This is a genomic window from Burkholderia sp. A2 (assembly GCF_001729305.1).
GTDB lineage: Bacteria > Pseudomonadota > Gammaproteobacteria > Burkholderiales > Burkholderiaceae > Burkholderia > Burkholderia sola.
Genome location: NZ_LZXX01000106.1, coordinates 215,476 through 236,294, shown reverse-complemented (window position 1 = coordinate 236,294; position 20,819 = coordinate 215,476). Strand labels below are relative to the sequence as shown.

General features: G+C 69.1%; 19 protein-coding genes and 1 pseudogene. 11 read left to right on the top strand and 9 right to left on the bottom strand.

The window, feature by feature from the left end:
- The 9 genes and pseudogenes from A9Z05_RS37955 to A9Z05_RS24020 all read left to right on the top strand — a co-directional run.
- Positions 1-505 (top strand): annotated as a pseudogene (locus A9Z05_RS37955) (beta-hydroxyacyl-ACP dehydratase); the annotation flags it as partial.
- Positions 502-1,479 carry an acyl-CoA synthetase gene (locus tag A9Z05_RS24055; protein ID WP_069620307.1) on the top strand — a complete coding sequence of 326 codons (978 nt, stop codon included), beginning with the start codon at positions 502-504 and terminating at the stop codon, positions 1,477-1,479. The pseudogene A9Z05_RS37955 and the gene A9Z05_RS24055, both read left to right, overlap by 4 nt.
- Complete coding sequence (locus A9Z05_RS24050; RefSeq protein WP_069620306.1) at positions 1,476-2,120, top strand: outer membrane lipoprotein carrier protein LolA; 645 nt, start codon at positions 1,476-1,478, stop codon at positions 2,118-2,120. The genes A9Z05_RS24055 and A9Z05_RS24050 overlap by 4 nt, the downstream gene beginning before the upstream one ends.
- Entirely contained in the window at positions 2,120-4,594 is a 2,475-nt protein-coding gene (locus A9Z05_RS24045; RefSeq protein WP_069620305.1) for an MMPL family transporter, read from the top strand. Before A9Z05_RS24050 ends, A9Z05_RS24045 begins: the two co-directional genes overlap by 1 nt.
- Positions 4,591-5,544, top strand: a complete 954-nt coding sequence (locus tag A9Z05_RS24040; RefSeq protein ID WP_256122077.1) for a polysaccharide deacetylase family protein — start codon at positions 4,591-4,593, stop codon at positions 5,542-5,544. The genes A9Z05_RS24045 and A9Z05_RS24040 overlap by 4 nt, the downstream gene beginning before the upstream one ends.
- Entirely contained in the window at positions 5,541-6,755 is a 1,215-nt protein-coding gene (locus tag A9Z05_RS24035) for a beta-ketoacyl-[acyl-carrier-protein] synthase family protein (protein ID WP_069620304.1), read from the top strand. The genes A9Z05_RS24040 and A9Z05_RS24035 overlap by 4 nt, the downstream gene beginning before the upstream one ends.
- A gap of 8 nt (positions 6,756-6,763) precedes the next feature.
- Entirely contained in the window at positions 6,764-7,582 is an 819-nt protein-coding gene (locus A9Z05_RS24030; RefSeq protein ID WP_069620303.1) for a beta-ketoacyl synthase chain length factor, read from the top strand.
- On the top strand, positions 7,579-8,082 hold the full coding sequence (locus tag A9Z05_RS24025) for a hotdog family protein (RefSeq protein WP_069620302.1): 504 nt from the start codon (positions 7,579-7,581) through the stop codon (positions 8,080-8,082). The genes A9Z05_RS24030 and A9Z05_RS24025 overlap by 4 nt, the downstream gene beginning before the upstream one ends.
- Positions 8,079-8,408: a hypothetical protein gene (locus A9Z05_RS24020; RefSeq protein ID WP_069620301.1), complete on the top strand. Its 330-nt coding sequence runs from the start codon at positions 8,079-8,081 to the stop codon at positions 8,406-8,408. Before A9Z05_RS24025 ends, A9Z05_RS24020 begins: the two co-directional genes overlap by 4 nt.
- Positions 8,409-8,508: 100 nt before the next feature.
- Here the strand turns inward: A9Z05_RS24020 and A9Z05_RS24015 are convergent, their stop codons facing one another.
- The 9 genes from A9Z05_RS24015 to A9Z05_RS23975 form a co-directional block, all read right to left on the bottom strand.
- A complete protein-coding gene (locus A9Z05_RS24015) occupies positions 8,509-8,715 on the bottom strand; it encodes a hypothetical protein (RefSeq protein WP_069620300.1) in 207 nt (68 codons plus the stop codon).
- Between the two features lie 108 nt (positions 8,716-8,823).
- Positions 8,824-9,567 carry an acetoacetyl-CoA reductase gene (phbB, locus tag A9Z05_RS24010; protein WP_069620299.1) on the bottom strand — a complete coding sequence of 248 codons (744 nt, stop codon included), beginning with the start codon at positions 9,565-9,567 and terminating at the stop codon, positions 8,824-8,826.
- A 216-nt stretch (positions 9,568-9,783) separates the two neighbouring features.
- Positions 9,784-10,965, bottom strand: a complete 1,182-nt coding sequence (locus A9Z05_RS24005) for an acetyl-CoA C-acetyltransferase (RefSeq protein ID WP_069620315.1) — start codon at positions 10,963-10,965, stop codon at positions 9,784-9,786.
- A 291-nt stretch (positions 10,966-11,256) separates the two neighbouring features.
- Positions 11,257-11,841 (bottom strand): TIGR01841 family phasin, encoded by a 585-nt coding sequence (phaP, locus tag A9Z05_RS24000; protein ID WP_069620298.1) that lies wholly within the window; start codon positions 11,839-11,841, stop codon positions 11,257-11,259.
- 499 nt (positions 11,842-12,340) lie between these two features.
- Complete coding sequence (locus tag A9Z05_RS23995; protein WP_069620297.1) at positions 12,341-13,105, bottom strand: ParA family protein; 765 nt, start codon at positions 13,103-13,105, stop codon at positions 12,341-12,343.
- 113 nt (positions 13,106-13,218) lie between these two features.
- Positions 13,219-13,842 carry a DNA-3-methyladenine glycosylase gene (locus tag A9Z05_RS23990; RefSeq protein ID WP_069620296.1) on the bottom strand — a complete coding sequence of 208 codons (624 nt, stop codon included), beginning with the start codon at positions 13,840-13,842 and terminating at the stop codon, positions 13,219-13,221.
- On the bottom strand, positions 13,829-14,359 hold the full coding sequence (gene mug / locus A9Z05_RS23985; RefSeq protein ID WP_069620295.1) for a G/U mismatch-specific DNA glycosylase: 531 nt from the start codon (positions 14,357-14,359) through the stop codon (positions 13,829-13,831). The genes A9Z05_RS23990 and mug overlap by 14 nt, the downstream gene beginning before the upstream one ends.
- A 123-nt stretch (positions 14,360-14,482) precedes the next feature.
- Positions 14,483-15,028 (bottom strand): single-stranded DNA-binding protein, encoded by a 546-nt coding sequence (locus A9Z05_RS23980; protein ID WP_069620294.1) that lies wholly within the window; start codon positions 15,026-15,028, stop codon positions 14,483-14,485.
- A gap of 100 nt (positions 15,029-15,128) precedes the next feature.
- Positions 15,129-16,316, bottom strand: coding sequence for an MFS transporter (locus tag A9Z05_RS23975; protein WP_021162585.1), 1,188 nt, complete (start codon positions 16,314-16,316; stop codon positions 15,129-15,131).
- Positions 16,317-16,579: 263 nt separating this feature from the next.
- On the opposite strand from A9Z05_RS23975, the gene uvrA reads away from it, so the two are divergent.
- Together uvrA and A9Z05_RS23965 are read left to right on the top strand one after the other, a co-directional pair.
- On the top strand, positions 16,580-19,465 hold the full coding sequence (uvrA, locus tag A9Z05_RS23970) for an excinuclease ABC subunit UvrA (protein ID WP_069620293.1): 2,886 nt from the start codon (positions 16,580-16,582) through the stop codon (positions 19,463-19,465).
- Between the two features lie 240 nt (positions 19,466-19,705).
- Positions 19,706-20,788 carry an AI-2E family transporter gene (locus tag A9Z05_RS23965; RefSeq protein WP_069620292.1) on the top strand — a complete coding sequence of 361 codons (1,083 nt, stop codon included), beginning with the start codon at positions 19,706-19,708 and terminating at the stop codon, positions 20,786-20,788.
- The last annotated feature ends 31 nt before the right edge of the window (positions 20,789-20,819 follow it).

Sequence of the window (20,819 nt, the reverse complement as noted above, 5' to 3'; positions counted from 1 at the left end):
CGCGCTGCGCGAGCGGATCGATCCCGCGTTCATGCCGCGCCCGCTCGTGTTCGTCGATGCGCTGCCGCGCAACGAAACGGGCAAGCTGCCGCGCGACGTGCTGGCCGCGCTCGTCGCGCATCATGCACGTGCGACGGCCGCGACGGCTGCAACGGCCGCGCCGGCCGGGCGCGACCCGGCCGGTCCGCCCGCGCTCGCGTTCACGATTGCCGCCGACCATCCCGCGCTGCCCGGCCACTTCCCCGGCCATCCGGTCGTGCCCGGCGTCGTGCTGCTCGATCACGCGATCCAGACGATCGGTGCGGCGCTGAACCGTCCGCTGCATGCGTGGCGGCTCGGGTCCGCGAAATTCCTGAGCCCGGTCGCGCCTGGCGAGCCGCTCGCGCTCGCGTACGACGCCGCGGCCAGCGGCGCGATCCGCTTCACGGTGCGCGCCGGGTCGCGCGAGGTCGCGACCGGCGTGCTGTCCGCACCGCCGGCCGCGCAGGACAGCGCGCAGCGATGAAGCGCACCGCATGGGCCGAGCGCCAGGAGCGCAGCAATGCGAGCCTGCTGCGCGCGATGACGTGGATTTCGCTGCGCTTCGGCCGACAGCGCGCGCGCATCGTGCTGCACCTGATCGCGACGTATTTCGTGCTGTTCTCGCCGGCCGCGTGCGCGGCGTCGCGCGACTACCTGCGCCGCGTGCTCGGCCGCCCCGCGCGCTGGCGCGACGTGTACCGGCACGTGTTCACGTTCGCGGCGACGATTCACGATCGCGTCTACCTGATGAACGGACGCTTCGACCTGTTCGACATCCGGCTGCACGGCGAAACGCTCGTCGACGCCGCGCTCGCGGATGGGCGCGGCGCGTTCCTGATGGGCGCGCACCTCGGCAGCTTCGAGGTCGTGCGCGCGATCGGCCGCACGCGTCCGGACCTGCGTGTGGTCGTCACGATGTACGAGCAGAACGCGCGCAAGATCAACGCGACGCTCGCCGCGGTGAACCCGGCCGCGCAGCCGGAGGTGATTCCGCTCGGGCAGGTCGACTCGATGCTGAAGGTGCGCGAGCGCCTCGACGGGAACTGCATGGTCGGCATGCTCGCCGATCGCACGCTGCTCGATGACGCGGCCGCGTCGCTGCGGCGCGTGCCGCTGCTCGGCGCGCCGGCCGCGTTTCCGCTCGGACCGCTTTACATGGCCGCGATGCTGAGGCGCCCGGTGATCTTCATGACGGGCCTCTATCGCGACGGCAACCGCTACGACGTGCACTTCGAAACGCTCGCCGATTTCTCCGGCGTGCGGCGCGACGCGCGCGCGGCGGCGGTCGACGCGGCGCTCGCGCGCTACGTCGCGCTGCTCGACAAGTACTGCCGCATGGCGCCGTACAACTGGTTCAACTATTTCGATTTCTGGAAGGGCGGCGATGCCGCGGCCACGCGCCGCGAGACGGTGCACGCCGACGCCGACCTGACCGCCACGAGGGATTCCGACGCATGACCGCCGTTCGCCGCCGCCTGTTCCCGTTCTCGTCGCACCGCATCGTCCGCGTGGCCCGCGTGCTCGCCGCCACGGCCGCCGCGATCGTGCTGGCGATGCCCGCGCACGCAACCGATGCCGGCTCGGCGTGGACCCTCGACCGGCTGATGTCGACGCTCGCGCAGCACAAGTCGGGCCGCGCGACCTTCACCGAGACGAAGACCCTGTCGATCGCCGCGCAGCCGATCGAATCGTCGGGTGAACTGATGTTCGTCGCGCCCGACCATCTGGAAAAACACACGCTGAGCCCGAAGCCCGAACACCTCGTCGTCGACGGCGACATGCTCACCGTCGAGCGCAACAACCGCAAGTACACGCTTGCGCTCGCGCGCTATCCGGAGCTCGGCGCGTTCATCGACAGCATCCGCGCGACGCTCGCCGGCAACCGCTTCGCGCTCGAACAGGTGTACAAGGTCGCCCTTTCCGGACGCGGCGACGACTGGACGCTGACGCTCACGCCGCTCGATTCGCGGATGCGGAAGGTCGTCAGCACGATCACGCTCGACGGCACGCGCGACGTGTTGCGCAGCGTCGCGATCCGGCAGGCCGACGGGGACCGTTCGGTGATGCGCCTGCAACCCGTCGCGGCGAACGCGAACTGATGGACGATCGTACGCACCCCTCCCCCGTCGTCCGCCGCGTGCCCGCATGGCGGCAGCGCGCGGTGCTCGTATGGCTGCTCGCGCTCGTCGCGTGCGGTGTCGCGATCGGGCGCGCGCACTTCACGGCCGACCTGTCCGCGTTCCTGCCGAATGCGCCGAGCGCCGGGCAACGCGTGCTCGTCGACCAGTTGCGCGACGGTATCGTGTCGCGTCTGATCCTCGTCGCGATCGACGGCGGCGACGCGCGCACGCGCGCCGCGCTGTCGCGGCGCGTGGCCGGTACGCTGCGCACCGATCCGCAGTTCGCGGCGGTGCACAACGGCGAAGCCGCGAACGACGCACGCGACCGGCAATTCATCTTCGACCATCGCTATCTGCTGAGCCCGGCCGTCACGCCGCAGCGCTTCAGCGCCGACGGCCTGCACCAGGCGCTCGGCGACAGCCTCGACCTGCTGGGTTCGTCGGCCGGCCTCGTCGCGAAGGCGATGCTGCCGCGCGACCCGACCGGCGAAGTCGCCGCGCTCGTCGACGGGCTCGACAGCGCGGCCGAACCGGCGAGCCGCGACGGCGTGTGGGCGTCGCGCGACGGCACACGCGCGGTGCTGGTCGTGCAGACGGCCGCCGCCGGCTCCGATACCGACGCGCAGGCCCGCGCGATCGACGCCGTGCGCCGCGCGTTCGCGGCCGCGACGCAGGCCGTGCCGAACGCGAACGCCGCGACGCTCGCCATGACGGGCCCCGGCGTGTTTTCGGTCGCCACACGCGACACGATCCGGCACGACGTCGAACGATTGTCGACGGCAAGCGTCGTGCTGATCGTCGCGCTGCTGCTCACGCTGTACCGTTCGCCGCGCACGCTCGCGCTCGGCCTGCTGCCGGTGCTGACCGGCGTCGCGGCCGGGATCGCGGCGGTCGGCGTCGCATTCGGCACGGTCCACGGGCTGACGCTCGGTTTCGGCACGACGCTGATCGGCGAAGCCGTCGACTATTCGATCTACCTGTTCGTGCAATCGGCGCAGGCCGGCACGCGCGGCGCGGCGCGCCCGGCCGACGCGACGCGCGCGTGGGTCGCCGCGTACTGGCCGACGATCCGGCTCGGCGTGCTGACGTCCGTGTGCGGCTTCGCGTCGATGCTGTTCTCCGGCTTCCCGGGCCTCGTGCAACTCGGGCTCTATTCGATCGTCGGGCTGACGGCCGCCGCGCTCGTCACGCGCTTCGTGCTGCCGCACCTGCGCGGCGAGCGTGTCGCGATCCGCGACGTATCGCGCGTCGGCGCCGTGCTCGCGCGCGCGGCCGACGCCGCGCCGCGGCTGCGCTGGCCGCTCGCGGTGCTCGTGGTCGCCGCGTGCGCGACGCTCGCGCTGCATCGCGACGGCCTGTGGAGCCGCGAGCTTGCCGCGCTCAGCCCGGTGCCCGCGCCGGCGCAGGCGCTCGACGCCCGGCTGCGCGCCGATGTCGGCGCGCCCGACGTGCGCTACCTCGTCGTGATCGCCGCGCCGACCGAACAAGCCGCGCTCGAAGGCGCGGAAAAAGTCGCCGCGCAGTTGCAGCCGCTCGTCGACCGGGGCGCGCTCGGCGGTTTCGAAAACCCCGCACGCTACCTGCCGAGCGATGCCGCGCAGCGCGCGCGCCAGGCAAGCCTGCCGGATGCGGGCACGCTCGCCGCACGGATGCGCGATGCCGTCGCGCACCAGCCGATCGCGGTGAAGCCGGACCTGTTCGCGCCGTTCCTCGCCGACGTCGACGCCGCACGCCACGCGCCGCTGCTCACGCGCGCGGACCTGCGCGGCACATCGATGGCGCTCGCCGTCGACGCCCTGCTGACCGAGCGCGACGGCCGCTGGAGCGCGATGCTGCCGCTGCGGACGCCGGACGCCACGCGCGCCGCGCAGCCGTCGTCGAGCCTCGACGCCGCGCCGATTCGCGCGGCCGTCGCGCGCGCGGGCGTGCCCGATGCGCTGTTCGTCGACATGAAGGCCGAAGCCGATCGCCTGTACGTGAGCTACGTGCACGAGGACATCCGGCTGTCGCTCGCGGGTTTCGCCGCGATCGCCGTGCTGCTGGTGATCGCGCTGCGCTCGCCGCGCCGCGCCATGCGCGCCCTTGCCCCGCTCGCCGCGGCCGTGCTGGTCGTGACGGCCGGCTTCGCGCTCGCCGGCGTGCCACTGACGATCCTGCACCTCGTCGGGATGCTGCTGATCGTCGCGGTCGGCTCGAACTACGCACTGTTCTTCTGCCGGCGCGACGACGCGCAGCCCGTCACGCCATACACGCTCGTGTCGCTGCTGATCGCGAACCTCGCGACGGTCGCCGGCTTCGGGCTGCTCGCGCTGTCGCGCGTGCCGCTGCTCGAAACCTTCGGGCTGACCGTCGGCCCCGGTGCGATGCTCGCGCTCGCGTTCGCGGCGATTCTCGCGCCGCGCGCGGCGGGGACGGCGGCGCTCGGCAAGCGTGAACGAGGAGGCCGCGCATGAACGTGCCGCCTGTCATTTCGCCGCGCGATGCCGGCGACGCACGGCGCTGGAAGCCGACGCCGCTGATCGCGGGCGCCGCCGCGCTGCACGCGGGTGCGGCCGCGGCCGTGATCGCGCAACCTGCCGCGTGGCCGTGGGCCGTCGGCGGCGTGGTCGCGTCGCATCTCGCGCTGACCGCGGCCGGCCTGTGGCCGCGCAGCACGTTGCTCGGCCCGAACTGGACACGCCTGCCGGCCGGCGCGGGCCGCCGCATCGCGCTGACCATCGACGACGGTCCCGACCCGGCCGTCACGCCCCGCGTGCTCGACCTGCTCGACCGTTACGACGCGCGCGCGACGTTCTTCTGCATCGGCGATCTCGCGCGCCGCCATCCGCGGTGGGTCGAGGCGATCGTCGCGCGCGGCCATGCGGTCGAGAACCACAGCCAGCGGCACCGCCATACGTTCTCGCTGTCGGGGCCGGCCGCGCTGCGGCGCGAGATCGCGGCGGCGCAGCAGACGCTGACCGACATCGCCGGCACGCGCCCGCTGTTCTTCCGCGCACCGGCCGGCCTGCGCAATCCGTTTCTCGAACCGGTGCTGTGCGAATTCGGCCTGCAACTGGCGAGCTGGACGCGGCGCGGCTTCGACACGCGGGCGCACGACGCCGCGACCGTCACGCGCCGCCTGCTGCACGGGCTCGATGCGCGCGACATCCTGCTCGTGCACGACGGCCACGCGGCGCGCGATGCGCGCGGCGAACCGGTCGTGCTCGACGTGCTGCCCGCGGTGCTGCGCGCGGCCGCCGACGCGCAGTTGCACTGGACCACGTTGCGCGCGGCGCTCGCGCCCGAACCGCCCGGCCAGCCGGGCGTTCCGCCCCCCCCCCGTTTGATAAAATCTGAACTCGAGCGGCGCGCGTGCCAGCCCTGCTGCAGCGCCCGTTCCGGCCACCGGATGCGACCCTCGTGAACCCTCTCCTGCTCTCGCACTTCACCGCCACCAGCTGCATCGGCCGCGGCCTCGACGCGACCCTCGATGCGTTGCGCCACGCCCGCGGCGGACTCGCGCCGTGCCACTTCGAGCGTGCGGATCTCGACACGTGGATCGGCGCGGTGGACGGCGTCGATGCGCAGCCCGTGCGCGCCGATCTCGCCGACTTCGAATGCCGCAACAACCGCCTCGCGCAACTGGGCCTCACGCAGGACGGCTTCGATGCGTGCGTCGCGGCGGCGGTCGCGCGCTACGGCGCCACACGCGTCGGCGTGTTCGTCGGCACGAGCACGGCCGGCATCCTCGAAACCGAACGCGCGTACCAGCACCGCGACCCGACGAGCGGCGCGCTGCCGGCCGACTTCCGCTACGCGCACACGCACAACCCGTATTCGCCGGCCGCGTTCGTGCGCGCGTATTTCGCGCTGCGCGGGCCGGCGATGGCGATCTCGTCCGCGTGCTCGTCGGGCGCGAAGGTGTTCGGCTCCGCGCGCCGCATGATCGAGGCAGGGTTGATCGACGCGGCCGTCGTCGGCGGCGTCGATTCGCTGTGCCTGACCACGCTGTACGGCTTCAATTCGCTCGAACTGCTGTCGCGCCGGCCGTGCCGGCCGTTCGATCGCGCGCGCGACGGCATATCGATCGGCGAAGCCGCCGCGTTCGCGCTCGTCGAACGCGTCCCCGCCGCGGTCGACGGCGACGCGATCCTGCTGCTCGGCATCGGCGAATCGAGCGATGCACACCACATGTCGTCGCCGCATCCGGAAGGGCTCGGCGCGCACGCCGCGATCGAGCAGGCGCTCGCTTCCGCCGGCCTCGGCGCGCACGATATCGACTACGTGAACCTGCACGGCACCGCGACGCCGAGCAACGATGCAGCGGAAAGCCGCGCGCTCGGCGCGCTGTTCGCCTGCACGCCGTGCAGCTCGACGAAGGGCGCGACCGGCCACACGCTCGGCGCGGCCGGCGCGCTGGAGGCGATCGTCGCCGCGCTCGCGCTGCGCGAGCAGTTCGTGCCTGCCGGCGTCAACACGACGCAGCCCGACCCGGCGCTCGCAGCCGATTACGTGCTCGCGAGCCGCGACACGCGCGTGCGTGCCGTCCTCTCCAATTCGTTCGGCTTCGGCGGCACGAATTGCAGCCTGATCCTCGGCCGCGCCCAGAGCGTGGCCGGTCGCGCCCGCCGTTGAGGCCCGCCATGACGCTCACCGCCTTCATCGAAAGCATCGGCCTCGTCGGGCCGGGATTGAATGACTGGCCGCATGCCGCCGACGTGCTCGCGGGCCGCGCGCCCTACGTGCCGGCCCGCACCGAGCTGCCGCCGCCGGCTGGGCTGCCGTCCGCCGAACGGCGCCGCACGGGCCCCGTCGTGCGCGCCGCGCTCGCGGTCGGCCACGAAGCGGTGGCCGCGAGCGGCCGCGACGCCGCGACGCTCGCGACCGTGTTCAGCGCGTCCGGCGGCGACGGCCAGAACTGCCACGCCATCTGCGAAACGCTGGCCGGCGACGATCGCCAGCTGTCGCCGACCCGCTTCCACAATTCGGTGCACAACGCGCCGGCCGGCTACTGGAGCATCGCGACCCGCGCGACGGCGACGTCGAACGTGCTGTGCGCGCACGACGGCAGCTTTGCCGCCGGCCTGCTCGAAAGCCTGTGCCAGGTCGTCGTCGATCGCGTGCCGAGCCTGCTGATCGCGTACGACACCGACTATCCGGAACCGCTGCGCACGGTGCGGCCGATCGGCGACGCATTCGGCGTCGCGCTCGTGTTCGCGCCGGAAGCGAGCGAACGCGCGCTCGCCCGCATCGACGTGCAGCTCACCGATGCGCCCGCGACGACGCTCGCGCACGCCGGACTCGACGCACTGCGCGCCGGCAATCCGGCCGCCCGCGTGCTGCCGCTGCTCGATGCGCTCGCCGCGCGGCGTACGACACGCGTCGTGCTCGACTACCTGGACGATACGCGCGTGCAGGTCGACGTCGCGATCTCCGATTCCTTCACGGAGCGCGTGCGATGACCGCTCCGGTCGGATTGACCCCACCGCTCGACCACGCGTGGATTGCCGCGCACATTCCGCACGCCGGCGCGATGTGCGTGCTCGATTCGGTCGACGCATGGGATGCCGAACGAATACGCTGCACCGCGACGCGCCACCGCGATCCGCATAACCCGCTGCGCGCGCACGGGCGGCTCGCGTCGGTCTGCGGCATCGAATACGCGGCGCAGGCGATGGCCGTGCACGGCGCGCTGCTCGGCGCGCCCGAAGCGCGCCCGCGCGTCGGCTATCTCGCGAGCGTGCGCAACGTCGACGCGTTCGTCGACCGGCTCGACACGTTCGAAGCGCCGCTCATCGTCGACGCGCAACGGGTGAGCGGCGACGGCCGCTCGGTGCTGTACGACTTCGCGCTGCGCTGCGGCGAGCGCGTGCTGCTGTCCGGCCGCGCGGCGGTGATGCTCGACGCATCAGCCGCCGGCGCGTTTCAACCGGCGCCTGCCGGCAACACGAATCCTCGATGACGAGGCTTACCTCAAGGAAACCGGTCGTGAAAGTTCGTCAGTTCATTGGCGCCGCGCTCGTTCTGGCGCTGCTCAGCCCGCTCGCACACGCGGACATGTCGGAAGTGAAGCAGGACATCAAGCGCGATTCGAAGGAAGCCGCGCACAAGACCGGCGAGGCCGCACGCAGCTTCGGCCACGCGACCGCGAGCGCCGCGAAGGCGGTCGGGCACGGCGTCGCCCACGCGTCGCGCGAAGGCTGGGAAGCCACCAAGCGCACGACGAAGCGGATCTTCCACAAGAACGACTCGGGCGAGTCGGCTGGCAAGAGCGAAAAGAACGACTGATCGCGCGTCCCGCGCGCTACCGACGGCATGCGAGCGGGACGTGACCGCTCATCGGCCGCTCGACTGTCGTTCACCGCTCACGACGCGGCCGGCGCCGCGGTCAGCGTGCCCGGCGCATGCGGCGCAGCGACCTCGCCGGCCTGCGCGCGAAGCACTTGCCGTACGCGCCGAACCGGCAATCGCGATGATCGAAGTTCCGCAGCAGCCGCGCGCGGCGCCGTTCGAGCCAGTAGAGCGAGATCGCCATCGTCAGCGCGATGGCCAGCGCCGAGCCGCCGATCACCAGCCCGATCCAGGTGTCGCCCATGCGTTCTCCGGAATGCGAGGCCGAAGCGGCGCGCCTGCCGCCGCTCCGGCACGGGATAGGGGGAAACGCGGCCCGCGCGGGCGCGAACGCCGAGCGGGCCGCCGCACGTCACTGCATGTGCTGACCGCCGTTGATCGCGATGTTGGAGCCCGTCACGAAGCCGGCCTCCTCCGAGCACAGATAAGCGACCAGCGCTGCGACTTCCTCGGGCTTGCCGAGCCGGCCCGCCGGGATCTGCGGGAGGATCTTCGTGTCGAGGATGTCCTGCGGGATCGCGGTGACCATCTTCGTCGCCAGATAGCCGGGCGACACCGTGTTCACCGTCACGCCCTTGCGCGCGACCTCGAGCGCGAGCGATTTCGTGAAGCCGTGCATGCCGGCCTTCGCGGCCGCGTAGTTGGTCTGGCCGACCGAACCCTTCGAGCCGTTCACCGACGAGATGTTGACGATGCGGCCCCAGCCGCGCTCGACCATGCCGTCGCAGACCGGCTTCGTCATGTTGAACACGGAATCGAGGTTCGTGCGGATCACCGCGTCCCAGTTGACCTTGTCGAGCTTGCGCAGCGTCATGTCGCGCGTGATGCCTGCGTTGTTCACGAGAATGTCGACCGGGCCGACGTCCTGCACGATCTTCTCGATGCATTGCTGGCACGAGTCGTGATCGGCCACGTCCACCGGGTACGCATGGAATTCCCGGCCGGCCGCATGCATCTCGGTCAGCCATCGGTCCGCGCCGGCGTTGTTCGGCGAATACGTGACGACTACCCGGTGACCCGCGTCGTTCAACCGGATGCTGACCGCCTCGCCGAGGCCGCCCATCCCACCTGTCACAACTGCGATTCGCTTAGTCATACTATGAATTACCGACAAAAAAGTAATCGATGAAAGGCGGGCGGCGGCATCGCACACGCTGCCGCCCCACCGCTTCGATGCGCCTCCGCCCGCGTCGCGGGCCAGCACGCACCGGCACCTCGCGCGTGTTGTCGACTGCCTGTGTTGCGCGAAAACCGCCTGGCTCGCCCGCGACGCCGATTCGCGCCGCGAGCGAACCGTATCGTCAGCCGCTGCTCAGATGCGCTCGACCGCGAGCGCGACGCCCATCCCGCCGCCGATGCACAGCGACGCCAGCCCGCGCTTCGCGTCGCGCTTGACCATCTCGTGCAGCAGCGTCACCAGGATCCGGCAACCCGACGCGCCGATCGGGTGGCCGATCGCGATCGCCCCGCCGTTCACGTTCACCTTCGACGTGTCCCAGCCCATCTGCTTGTGCACCGCCAGCGCCTGCGCCGCGAACGCTTCGTTGATCTCCATCAGGTCCAGGTCGCCCGGCGTCCAGCCCGCGCGCTCCAGCGCACGGCGCGACGCCGGCACCGGCCCCATACCCATCACGCTCGGATCCACGCCCGCGTTCGCATACGCCTTGATCCGCGCCAGCGGCGTCAGGCCCAGCGCCGCCGCCTTCTGCGCCGACATCACCAGCACCGCCGCCGCGCCGTCATTCAGCCCCGACGCGTTCGCCGCCGTCACCGAGCCGTCCTTCGCGAACGCCGGCTTCAGCCCGGCCAGCGACTCCGCCGTCACGCCGTGACGCACGAACTCGTCGGTCGCGAACTGCAGCGGCTCGCCCTTGCGTTGCGGGATCGACACCGGCACGATCTCGTCGTCGAAACGCCCGGCCTTCTGCGCGGCTTCCGCCTTGTTCTGCGACAGCGCCGCGAACGCGTCCTGCTCTTCGCGCGTGATCCCGTATTCCTTCGCGACGTTCTCCGCCGTGATGCCCATGTGGTACTGGTTGTACACGTCCCACAGCCCGTCGACGATCATCGTGTCGACCAGCTTCGCGTCGCCCATCCGGAACCCGTCGCGCGAGCCCGGCAGCACGTGCGGCGCCGCGCTCATGTTCTCCTGGCCGCCCGCGATCACGATCTCCGCGTCGCCCGCGACGATCGCGTTCGCAGCCAGCATCACGGCCTTTAGGCCCGAGCCGCACACCTTGTTGATCGTCATGCCCGGCACCGCGCTCGGCAGCCCCGCCTTGATCAGCGACTGCCGCGCCGGGTTCTGCCCGGAGCCGGCCGTCAGCACCTGGCCCATGATCACTTCGCTGACCTGGTCGGGCTTCACGCCCGCACGCTCCAGCACCGCGCGGATCACCGTCGCGCCCAGTTCCGGCGCCGCAATCTTCGCGAGCGAGCCGCCGAATTTGCCGACCGCGGTCCGCGCGGCCGATACGATCACTACGTCCGTCATGTTCAGTTCCTGCATCGAAATCAGTTCGTCGGGGTGACGCCGGCACGCGGCGGTTGCGCGTGGCGATGGCCGGCGTCGATTCAACCGGTGCGATGGCGGTCGCACGCCGCCGCATGGCGGGCGGCCTCCGTCCGCACCGGCGGCACGGCACACCGCGGCACGGGCAACCGTGCACGGGCGTCTGGCGGCGACCCGGACGTTTGCCGGCCCCCCGCGTGGCACACGCGGCGGCCGACGCCATCCGGCGCCGATCAATCGTGTCGCGCTCGCACGCGACACGCATTCACGCGGTTACGCAGCCGATTCGCGCGCAGCCGCTGCGTCCTTGCGGGCGGCCGCCGCCGTCTGCTTCGCGCCGCGCGTGGCCGTTTCGCTGACCGCATCGAAGCCGCTCTGCGCGGCTTCGATCGCCTGCCCCGTCGCTGCGCGCACGGAGTCGGCCGCGGCGCTCGCCGCGGACAGCGCCGAATTCAGCACGGCCACCACCGGCGCCGAGCCGGCCGGCGCATGCTTCGACAGTTCGCCGAGCACGTCCTTCAGGCGTTTGTCGTTCTGTTCGTACTGCGCCTGCGCGACCTTCGCCCATTCGGACTGCGTCGACACCGCGATGTCGAACAGATGGCGGCCGTACGACGCGACCTTGCCGGCCGCGTCCTGCGGCGCCACGACCTGCTGCACGAAGCCCGCGGCAGGGTTGTTGCTGCTGAACGCGTGCTTCAGCTTGTCCTCGTATTCATCGAGCGCCGTCCGGGCCGCTTGCAGGTTGAGTTCGACGACAGCCTCGAAACCGTGGATCGCCGGACGGGCGATCGCAAACCACGCGGCGATACCGGATTGATAATCGGCGGCGAGTTTTTCGGGGGCAAATACGGACATCGGGCACGCTCCTGTTGGCAATGCGAGAGACGACGTAAAGAAAAATGGAAGCTTGATCGACCGCTGCTTCCTTATTGACAGCCCGCACCTGTTTGCACACGGGCAGTGGAAGGAAGTCATTCTAGATCGATTAATTGTCAATTAAATGGCATTAATGATAGGTGTAAACCCTTATTACCATTTTGATCGACCGACGAAGCCGCAGGAGCGTCGAAATCTCAGACAAGACGTCGCCCTCACCGATCCGCCATGCGTTTTTACCTTTTTGCAGCATAGCGCATCATGACGTGGCGCAATATTTGCCAATTCATTATTCCGCTTATTAGAAAACCGGCCCCCATTGAAAATGGAGCAATTATTTATGTAATATTTTCCCCGGATTTGTTGTGAAATCGTTTTCTCGATTATTAATGACGAAATCAATAATCGGACGAATTGCCGGTCGTGACAAAAACAAGGCCGCTCGAAGCGGCCTCGGTCGATGCGGTCACGCGCGCGATCAGCCGGCCAGTTCGCGATGCAGCGCGCGGAACTCCTGCGCGAGCTTGTGCGCCGGTTCGAGATGGATCACCGGCATCGACTGCTGATGCGATTCGCGGATCTTCACCGATGCGGACAACCGCGACGCGAGCACCGGCAGCCCTTCGTCGACGAGTTCGTCGACCAGCCGTTGCGGCAGGCTCGCGCGCGGCTGGAACTGGTTGATGACGATCCCTTCCACCTCGAGCGCCGCGTTGTGGTCCTGCTGGATTTCCTTCACGTTCTCGAGCAGCGTGTACAGCGCGCGGCGCGAGAAATCGTCGCAGTCGAACGGGATCAGGCAGCGCTCGACCGCGATCAGCGCCGAGCGCGTATAGAAATTCAGCGCGGGCGGCGTGTCGATGTACACGGCGTCGTACATGTCAAGCTCGTTCAGCGCGTCGCGCAGCTTGTAGATCTTGTAGCGCGATTCGAGCTTGCCGTGCAGCGTGTCGAGATCCGGATGCGCGGGCATCACGTCGAGCCCGTCGAACGGGGTCGCATGAATGAACGACGCGACGTCGACCGGACGGAAGTTGAAGGTCAGCGCGGTTTCGAAGAAGCCGGCGACCCCCGGTTGCGCATCGGCCGCGGCGTCGCCGAGCAGGTAGCGTGTCGAGTTCGCCTGCGCATCGAGATCGATGACGAGCGTGCGCAGGCCTTCGCTCGCGCTGATCGCCGCCAGGTTGCAGACAATCGTCGACTTGCCCACGCCGCCCTTCTGGTTGAATACGACCCGCCGCATGGTGCCTCCTCGATCGAAACGTCGAAACGGCCAGCTTAGCCGATCAATAATGGCGACCGCGTGACGCAGGTCGAATCGGGCGCGATTGGGACGGGACGTCTACGCGGCACGCGTCAGAGACGCGGCACCGCGCCCGACACATACCGGTTGCCGGGCACGCTCCACCGCCACGGCAGATCCCGGCCGACGCGAATGCCGATCCGCGGCCCGCCCGCCAGATCGACGGGCGGCGCCATCCCGTCGTCGACGATCGCGAACCCGTCGCGCCCGCCGACCAGGTCGACGCCGTCCTGCGCGCCGCCGATCCCCATCGCCTGCGTCAGCCGGGCCGGCCCGCGGCACAGGTCGCGATCGCGCGTGCGCGGCGGCCGCGCCGCCCGCATCTGGTCGAGCCCGTGCAGCGGCTCCAGCGCACGGATCAGCACGCCCGTTCCCGCGCCGTCCGGGCCGCACACGCAGTTGCAACACCAGTGCATGCCGTACGTGAAATACACGTAGAAGTGCCCGGGCGGCCCGAACATCGTCGCGTTGCGCGGCGTCTTGCCGCGATAGGTGTGCGCGGCCGGATCAAGCGCGCCCGCATAGGCTTCCACTTCGACGATACGGCCGGCCCGGCCGTCCGCCGCCGCGAGGATCTTGTTGAGCAGCTGCGGCGCCACCTCCGTGGCCACGCGGTTGAAGAACGCGCGCGGCACGATGGCGCCCGGCCATGGCGCCGGCGTCTTACCGCGTCGCATCGTGCCGCTCCGTCATCGCCGCGAGATGAAGCTCGCGATACGCATCGACCAGATCGTCGAGCCCGAATGCGAGGTTTCTGCCGCTGGGGTTCGGCAGCACCCACACGCGCGCATGCCCGATGCGGGCCGGCTGCAACCCCCACGCGACTTCGCGTTGCCCCGACAGCGCCGAATACGCCGCCTTGCCGAGAAACGCGACGAAGCGCGGCGCATGCTGCGCGACCTTCTGCTCGAACCCGGCGGCTGCGGCTGCGAATTCCGCGCGCGACAGCTGATCGGCGCTCGCGGTCGGCCGCGGCACCACGGCCGTCAGCCCGCAGCCGTAACCGAGTATCGCCCGATCGTCCTGAGGCGAAAGTTCCGTCGGCGTGAAGCCCGCAAGATGGATCACACGCCAGAAGCGGTTGTTTCGCCCCGCGAAGTGATGGCCGGTCGCGGCCGCGAGCAGGCCGGGATTGATTCCGCAGAACAGGACGTCGAGATGGGGTGCGATGAGGTCGGGAAGTGCGTCAGCCACGTTTCATCCGGAGAGCGGCGTGCAGGCGCGACGTAAACGAAGCAAGGCCCGAAAACCCGGGCCAAGCGACTGGCTTGACTCGGACGTTCGGGCCCATCGTGATGCGAGGGGTGCGACTGGCGATCAGAACGGAATGTCGTCATCCATCTCGTCGAAGCCGCCGCCTGCCGGCGCGCTCGGACGGCTCTGGCCGCCGCCACCCGCACCGCCACGCGCAGCGCCGCTGGCACGGCCGCCGCCGCCACGTTCCGCCTGCTCGCCGCGACCGCCGCCACCACCGTAGCCGCCGCCATAACCGCCTTCGTCACCACCGCCACCGCCGCCGCCCGAACCGCCGCGGCCACCGAGCATCTGCATCTGTTCGGCGACGATTTCGGTCGAGTAACGGTCCTGGCCGTCCTGGCCCTGCCACTTGCGCGTGCGGATGCGGCCTTCGATATAGACCGACGACCCCTTCTTCAGGTATTCGCTGACGATCTCCGCCAGACGGCCGAAGAACGCGACGCGATGCCACTCGGTCATTTCCTTGAAATCGCCGCTTGCCTTGTCCTTGTAGCGGTCGGTCGTCGCGAGACGGATGTTCGCAACCGCGTCGCCGCTCGGCAGGTAACGGACTTCAGGATCGGCGCCGAGATTGCCGACGAGGATGACCTTGTTGACGGATGCCATGTGTTTCTCCAGTAAATTCGATGCCGGGCCGCCCGCGTGTATCGCCGGAACGGCCCGCCGGACAGGCCGGCGCGCGGCCGATGCCCGCCCGAAACAAGATTCAGGCCTTGCGCGGCGGCGCTTTCATGCTGGCCGCGATTATAAGCCACGCGGCAACGAGCCCCGAGCACGTATAAAACACCGTGTTCGCGCCGCCGTGCTTCAGCAGCCAGCCGCCCACGATGCCGCCGAGCGCGAGCCCGATCGACTGCGTGGTGTTGTAGACGCCCGTGGCCGCGCCCTTGCGCGAACCCGGCGCGAGCTTCGACACGAGCGACGGCTGCGACGCTTCCAGGATGTTGAACCCGAGGAAGTACACGAACAGGATCGCCGCCACAATCAGAATGGTATGCGGTGCGCTGCCGAGCAACAATTGGCCGATCAGGATAGCCAGAATGCCGCCGAGCAGCACCGGCTTCATCTTGCCCCGTTTTTCCGCGACGATGATCGCCGGCACCATCATCACGAACGCGAGCCCCATCACCGGCAGGTAGACCTTCCAGTGCGCGGCGACCGGCAGCCCGCCGTCCACCAGCAGGCGCGGCACGACGAGGAACAGCGCCGTCTGCGTCGCATGCAGCACCAGCACGCCGAAGTTCAGGCGCAGCAGTTCGACGTTGTGCAGCACCTCGGCGAACGGGGCGGGCACGTGCACGGGCTTCGCCGCGTCGGGCACGATCCACAGCACGACGCCGATCGCGAGGATCGACAGCACGCCGACGATCGCGAACAGCCCGCTCATCCCGACCCAGTGGAACACGATCGGCGCGCCGACGATCGCGACCGCGAACGATACGCCGATCGAGCCGCCGACCATCGCCATCGCCTTCGTGCGGTTCTGCTCGGAGGTCAGGTCGGCAATGAACGCGAGCACCGCCGACGACACGGCGCCCATCCCCTGGATCACGCGGCCGACGATGATCCACGTGATGTCGTGCGCGAACGCGGCGACGAAGCTGCCGAGCGCGAAGATCACGAGGCCCGTGGCGATCACCGGCTTGCGGCCGAACTTGTCGGACGCCCAGCCGTAGAAGATATAGAACAGCGACTGCGTGACGCCGTAGGCCCCGAGCGCGATCCCGACGAGCAGCACGTTGTCGCCGCCCGGGATGGTTTTCGCGTAGACCGAGAACACCGGCATGATCATGAACAGGCCGAGCATGCGCAACGCGAAGATCGCCGCGAGCGACGTGGTCGCGCGCAGTTCGGGCGCAGTCATGCGGGAAGACGTGGCAGACGGATTGGACATCGGGAATGAATTTCGAATGATCGGAATGTCCGCCCGGCGGCGGGCGGCGGAAGATCAGGACCGGCGGCCTGGCGGCCTTTCGGACGACACGTCGGGGCCGGATGCAGGCGGCCTGCGGGCCGCGCGGAACGTGCGGCGCGACCGCTTTTCCCGGCGCAGGTGTCGCCTTGCTGCCACCTGCTGTAAAGGCTGGGGGCCGTAAACGACGGTCTCGAAAAGCCGTTATAGTAGCAGGTTTGGTTCCCTCCATTTTCGCCAGGTTCATGGAACAGATCCGTATCCGTGGGGCACGCACCCACAACCTGAAAAACGTCAATCTCGACCTGCCGCGCCACAAGCTGGTCGTGATTACCGGGTTGTCCGGGTCGGGCAAGTCGTCGCTCGCGTTCGACACCCTTTATGCCGAGGGCCAGCGCCGCTACGTGGAAAGCCTGTCCGCGTACGCCCGCCAGTTCCTGCAGCTGATGGAGAAGCCCGACGTCGACCTGATCGAGGGGCTGTCGCCGGCGATCTCGATCGAGCAGAAGGCGACGTCCCACAACCCGCGTTCGACCGTCGGCACGGTCACGGAAATCCACGACTACCTGCGACTTTTGTACGCACGTGTCGGCACGCCATACTGTCCCGACCACGATATCCCGCTCGAGGCGCAGAGCGTGTCGCAGATGGTCGACGCGGCGCTCGCGCTGCCCGAGGAAACCAAGCTGATGATCCTCGCGCCCGTCGTCGCGAACCGCAAGGGCGAGCACGCCGAGCTGTTCGAGGAGATGCAGGCGCAGGGCTTCGTGCGCTTTCGCGTGCGCTCGGGCGGCGGCGCCGCGAACGAAGGCGTCGCGAAGATCTACGAGGTCGAGTCGCTGCCGAAGCTGAAGAAGAACGACAAGCACACGATCGACGTCGTCGTCGATCGCCTGAAGGTGCGTCCGGACATGAAGCAGCGGCTCGCCGAATCGTTCGAGACGGCGCTGCGCCTCGCCGACGGCCGCGCGGTCGCACTCGAGATGGATACCGACCGCGAACACCTGTTCAGCTCGAAGTTCGCGTGCCCGATCTGCTCGTATTCGCTGCAGGAGCTCGAACCGCGCCTGTTCTCGTTCAACAACCCGATGGGCGCGTGCCCGGAATGCGACGGCCTCGGCCAGATCACGTTCTTCGACCCGAAGCGGGTCGTCGCGCACCCGTCGCTGTCGCTGGCCGCCGGCGCGGTGAAAGGCTGGGACCGCCGCAACCAGTTCTACTTCCAGATGCTGCAGAGCCTCGCGGCGTTCTACGAATTCGACATCGACGCCGCATTCGAGGATCTGCCCGAAAAGATCCGCAAGGTGCTGCTGTTCGGTTCGGGCAAGCAGACGATCCCGTTCTCGTACATCAACGAGCGCGGCCGCACGACGATCCGCGAGCACGTGTTCGAAGGGATCATCCCGAACCTCGAACGCCGCTATCGCGAAACCGATTCGGTCGCGGTGCGCGAAGAGCTGTCGAAGTACCAGAACAACCAGCCGTGCCCGTCGTGCGACGGCACGCGCCTGCGCCGCGAGGCACGCCACGTGCGGATCGGCACCGGCGACCATGCGCGCGGCATCTATGAAATCAGCGGCTGGCCGCTGCGCGACGCGCTCGGCTATTTCGACGGGCTGACGCTCGACGGCGCGAAGCGCGAGATCGCCGACAAGGTGATCAAGGAAATCGTCGCGCGCCTGACGTTCCTGAACAACGTCGGCCTCGACTACCTGTCGCTCGAGCGCAGCGCCGAGACGTTGTCGGGCGGCGAAGCGCAGCGGATCCGGCTCGCGTCGCAGATCGGCTCGGGGCTCACGGGCGTGATGTACGTGCTCGACGAGCCGTCGATCGGCCTGCACCAGCGCGACAACGACCGCCTGATCGCGACGCTCAAGCACCTGCGCGATCTCGGCAACTCGGTGATCGTCGTCGAGCACGACGAGGACATGATCCGCACGGCCGACTACGTCGTCGACATGGGCCCCGGCGCGGGCGAGCACGGCGGCGTCGTGGTGGCCGAAGGCACGCCGAAGCAGGTGCAGTCGAATCCGCAGTCGCTGACCGGCCAGTACCTCGTCGGCAAGCGCGTGATCGAGTATCCGGACGAGCGCATGTCGCCCGATCCGGAGCGGATGCTGCGCATCGTCGACGCGCACGGCAACAACCTGAAGCACGTCGATCTCGAGCTGCCGGTCGGGCTCTTGACCTGCATCACCGGCGTGTCGGGCTCCGGCAAGTCGACGCTGATCAACGACACGCTGTATCACGCGGTCGCGCGCCACCTGTACGGCTCGTCGGCCGAGCCGGCGCCGCACGAGGCGATCGAGGGCCTCGAGCACTTCGACAAGGTGATCAACGTCGACCAGTCGCCGATCGGCCGCACGCCGCGTTCGAACCCGGCCACGTACACGGGCCTGTTCACGCCGATCCGCGAGCTGTTCTCGGGCGTCCCGACGTCGAAGGAGCGCGGCTACGATCCGGGCCGCTTCTCGTTCAACGTGAAGGGCGGCCGCTGCGAATCGTGCCAGGGCGACGGCGTGCTGAAGGTCGAGATGCACTTCCTGCCGGACGTGTACGTGCCGTGCGACGTGTGCCACGGCAAGCGCTACAACCGCGAAACGCTCGAAGTGCAGTACAAGGGCAAGAACATCAGCGAAGTGCTCGACATGACGGTCGAGCACGCGTACGAGTTCTTCAGCGCGGTGCCGGTCATCGCGCGCAAGCTGAAGACGCTGCTCGACGTCGGCCTCGGCTACATCCGCCTCGGCCAGTCGGCCACGACGCTGTCGGGCGGCGAGGCGCAGCGCGTGAAGCTGTCGCTGGAGCTGTCCAAGCGCGACACCGGCCGCACGCTGTACATCCTCGACGAGCCGACCACCGGCCTGCACTTCCACGACATCGCGCTGCTGCTCGAAGTGATCCACCGGCTGCGCGACCAGGGCAACACGGTCGTGATCATCGAGCACAACCTCGACGTGATCAAGACCGCCGACTGGGTGATCGACCTCGGCCCCGAAGGCGGCGCCGGCGGCGGCCAGATCATCGCGCAGGGCACGCCCGAGCAGGTCGCGAAGACCAAGGCGAGCTTCACCGGCAAGTACCTCGCGCCGCTGCTCAAGCGTCCGACCCGCAAAGTCGCGACCGGCTGACGCCGGCTCCGCCCTTCCCGCGCGCGGCCGCCCGGTCGCGCGCCCGCCGCGGACGGCCGCGCCCCCTCGTTTTCCCTTCTGCGTTTACACCACGCGCCAAACGGCCCGTTTGCGGACCATAATGGCAGCTATACTTTACGGCCGTAAGGTTCGCCATCCGCACCAATCCGGTGCGGCACCGGGCGACCCGCGTTCTGCCGCGTGCTCCGCGGCACGACACAGGGACAACAGGAATCGACGATGGAGAAGCAACAAGAGTCGCGCGACACGCAGAACCGCGAACCGCACCTGCGCAGCGTGCGGCTGACGAGCGACTTGAGCCTGCCGAAGCTGTCGGCGCTCGAGATCGGCAGCTATCTCTTCGCGCTCGTCATGATGTGGCTCGTCCTCGAGCTCAAGCTGCTCGGCGGGATGCTGGCCGGCCTGCTCGTCTATCAGCTGATCCACACGATCGCCCCCGCGATCGAACGCCATACCACCAGCATGCGCGCGCGCTGGGTCGCCGTCGTGCTGTTGTCGATCGCGATCGTCGGCGCGCTCACCGGCCTGACGCTCGCCGTCATCGAGCATTTCGAGCACACGGTGCCGAACCTGCAGAGCCTGCTCGGCCAGCTGATGCAGATCGTCGAGCAGACCCGCGCACGCACGCCGGCCTGGATCGCCAATCTGCTGCCCGTCGACGTCGAACAGATGAAGACGAAGGCGGCCGTGCTGATGCACTCGCACATGGACCAGCTCCAGCAAAGCGGCAAGAGCGTCGCGCGCGGCTTCGGCCACGTGCTGTTCGGGATGATCATCGGCGCGATGATCGCGATCGGCGTCGAGCAGGGCAAGGTGCGCCGGCCGCTGTCGACCGCGCTCGTCACGCGCGTGTCGCGCTTCGCCGACGCGTTCCGCCGCATCGTGTTCGCGCAGATCAAGATCTCGGCGATCAACGCGGCATTCACCGGCATCTACCTGCTCGTCGCGCTGCCGATCTTCCATCAGCGGCTGCCGCTGTCGAAAACGCTCGTGCTCGTCACGTTCATCGTCGGCCTGCTGCCCGTGATCGGCAACCTGATCTCGAACACGCTGATCGTCGCGGTGTCGCTGTCGGTCAGCATGGGCACCGCGATTGCGTCGCTCGCGTTCCTCGTGGTCATCCACAAGCTCGAATACTTCCTGAACGCGAAGATCATCGGCGGCCAGATCGAGTCGCGGGCCTGGGAACTGCTGCTCGCGATGCTGATCATGGAGGCCGCGTTCGGGCTGCCGGGCGTGATCGCCGCGCCGATCTTCTATGCGTACCTGAAACGCGAGCTGTACTTGCTGCGGCTGATCTGAAGCCGCGCGCTCGCCACGGCAAACAAAAACG